The following is a 2,060-nucleotide window of genomic DNA, read 5'->3' as shown; positions in this document are numbered from 1 at the left end:
GCATCCGTTGCCCCCTGTAAAAGCGGTAATGCCTCAAGCGTGTTGACGTTGACCAGGAAGGTGGTCGGTGTGGCCACCGGGATATTCGGGAAGAAGGTCTGCATCACGTCCGGTGGCACCGGTAATGCTTCCGGAAAGGCGGTATCCCCCTGACCATCCAGGGTGTAGGGAAAAACGGAAAAGCCGTACTGCTGTGCCAACTGCTTCAGTACCGGGTCAAACTGGTGGCAGTAAGGGCAATGCCCCTGCATAAACAGCACCACCTTCCAGTCGGCCAGGTTAACCTGCCTGCCGTTGCTGAGGCGGAACCAGCGGGGAGCCGGCTTTTCTGTCCTGGCTGATGTGTCTGCTGCCGGTTGTGCAGGCTGCGCGGCCATGCCCTGCGGATTCCAGAGTCGTTCAATTTCATCCCGGGTGGAGGCCTGCACGGCAGCGGCTGCCAGCAACAGGGTGAACAACAGTGATTTAATGAGAGACATGTCTGCCCTCCTGCTGCCCTTCCATCATGGCCTGTTGCCTGGCTTCCAGTGCCTCACGCTCTTCCCGGCTGACACGGGCAATCCATGCATCCAGCACCTGGTATGCGCCGAACAGCACAAGGATGGCCGCAATCAACTCCGCCAGAAGAAAAGCCATCCAGGGTTTGCTGTAAACAAGACGGGCGACGATATGAAACCAGACACCCAGGGAAAATACCCACATTCCCGTAATATCAAGCCGGGGTAAAGAGAATTTATATTTATGCACAGTAAAACTCTCCTGTCATACAGAGAATTAAATAAGGGACTACCGGAATAAATGGTGAATTATTATCAGGTTCAGAATTAATGGAATTTACTGACGAACGGAAAATATCCGTAATTCAGAAGTTCGGTTTAAAATCTTCAGAAACGTTCAGGAACTGTTTTGCCAGGTCGTCCTGCGAAATAAAACCGTATGATAACGGACGAACACTGCCCTGTTTCGGGTCAACCAGCATCATGGCCGGGAAATATTTCACGCCGAGGCGCTGCGCCTGCCCCTGGTCAGTCCGGGAATCCGGCAACAGCGGATTAATCACGCCATCCACGGAAACGGGAATAACACTCAGACCATAGGTATTCCTGAAGCCATTAATGACCTGCGCCAGCTGCCCGTCGATGGGGTCCTGCCCCCGGTAAAAGAACATGATGCCGTAGTGTTCAGCCAGTTTCGCAATGGCCTGTCGCTGCTGCACCTGGTCTGCCGCCAGCTGGTTCCGGACCGTGCCGTTGTAATGGCTGTACTGCAGGTTATAGTCCAGTTCGGGATGCGCCAGCATGGCTTTTTTGGCGCTCATGGTGAAAAGCCCGGCCTGCTGAGTCCAGTAATTCTGCAGCCGGAAATATTTCACAAAATTATCCACGCCGGGATACAGAATAGCTTCGTACAGCGCCCGCTTTGTTGCCGTCTGCAGTGCGGCCAGTTTCTGCATAATGTCCGGCTCCTGACGGGGGGCTGCAGGTACTGGTTTATTTTCTTTTTCCTTCGGATTTATTTTCTCGTTATACCACTGCCAGCCTGCATCTTTTCCTGACGCCGGAAAAATAAAGCAGCAGAGTAACAGTGGCAGTAATGCTTTATTCATCTTCATTCCTTTCATCACTTTTTCTTTCATCATCAGGTTTCTGCAGGTCAGTCAGGGCAGAAAAACAAAAATACAGAATAAACAGGAGCACACCGGAGTAAAAAATAACAAAACAGGCAGCAAGCATCTCACCTGCAGTGGTTTCTTTTACCGTATCCCACGACCAGATAATTACCGGGGAAATGACAATCGCTGTAATCAAAAGCCGGATAAGAAAATCAACAAGACGATTAGAAGTGAATATGACCTTCATCATTTCCCCCGGTTATTTTCCCTACCTTACTGTCCTGCCTGTTTCAGCTGGTCAGCAATCTGCTCTTTCACTTTCTGCGTCAGAACGCCACTGTCCGGGATTTTCTGGTTATTCATCAGGTCTTCGTAGAAGTTAGTGAAATCCAGTCTGTCGAACTGAATTTTCTGCAGCTCATCAACCGTAATCCCCCGACAGTCAGGA

Annotated in this window: 4 protein-coding genes; all 4 read right to left on the bottom strand. The window is 50.9% G+C overall.

Features of this window, described 5'->3' with window-relative positions:
* A partial coding sequence (gene trbB / locus K0778_RS25775; RefSeq protein ID WP_153449178.1) for a type-F conjugative transfer system pilin assembly thiol-disulfide isomerase TrbB occupies window positions 1-479 on the bottom strand: 479 nt, incomplete at its 3' end.
* Window positions 466-702 (bottom strand): type-F conjugative transfer system pilin chaperone TraQ, encoded by a 237-nt coding sequence (gene traQ, locus K0778_RS25770; protein WP_054377141.1) that lies wholly within the window; start codon window positions 700-702, stop codon window positions 466-468. The genes traQ and trbB, both read right to left, overlap by 14 nt.
* A gap of 160 nt (window positions 703-862) precedes the next feature.
* Entirely contained in the window at window positions 863-1,606 is a 744-nt protein-coding gene (traF, locus tag K0778_RS25765) for a type-F conjugative transfer system pilin assembly protein TraF (protein WP_039002205.1), read from the bottom strand.
* Window positions 1,599-1,859, bottom strand: a complete 261-nt coding sequence (locus K0778_RS25760) for a conjugal transfer protein TrbE (RefSeq protein WP_000864348.1) — start codon at window positions 1,857-1,859, stop codon at window positions 1,599-1,601. The genes traF and K0778_RS25760 overlap by 8 nt, the downstream gene beginning before the upstream one ends.
* Between the last annotated feature and the right edge of the window lie 201 nt (window positions 1,860-2,060).

It is taken from the genome of Escherichia sp. XD33 (genome assembly GCF_019375075.1).
GTDB lineage: Bacteria > Pseudomonadota > Gammaproteobacteria > Enterobacterales > Enterobacteriaceae > Enterobacter > Enterobacter flexneri_A.
Note: the sequence above shows the minus strand (reverse complement) of the source record. Positions and strands in the feature narration are given on the sequence as shown.

Coding starts and splice junctions, on each gene's coding strand:
- traF (WP_039002205.1), bottom strand. CDS start 1,606: ATGAATAAAGCATTACTGCCACTGTTACTCTGCTGCTTTATTTTTCCG.
- K0778_RS25760 (WP_000864348.1), bottom strand. CDS start 1,859: ATGAAGGTCATATTCACTTCTAATCGTCTTGTTGATTTTCTTATCCGG.
- traQ (WP_054377141.1), bottom strand. CDS start 702: ATGTGGGTATTTTCCCTGGGTGTCTGGTTTCATATCGTCGCCCGTCTT.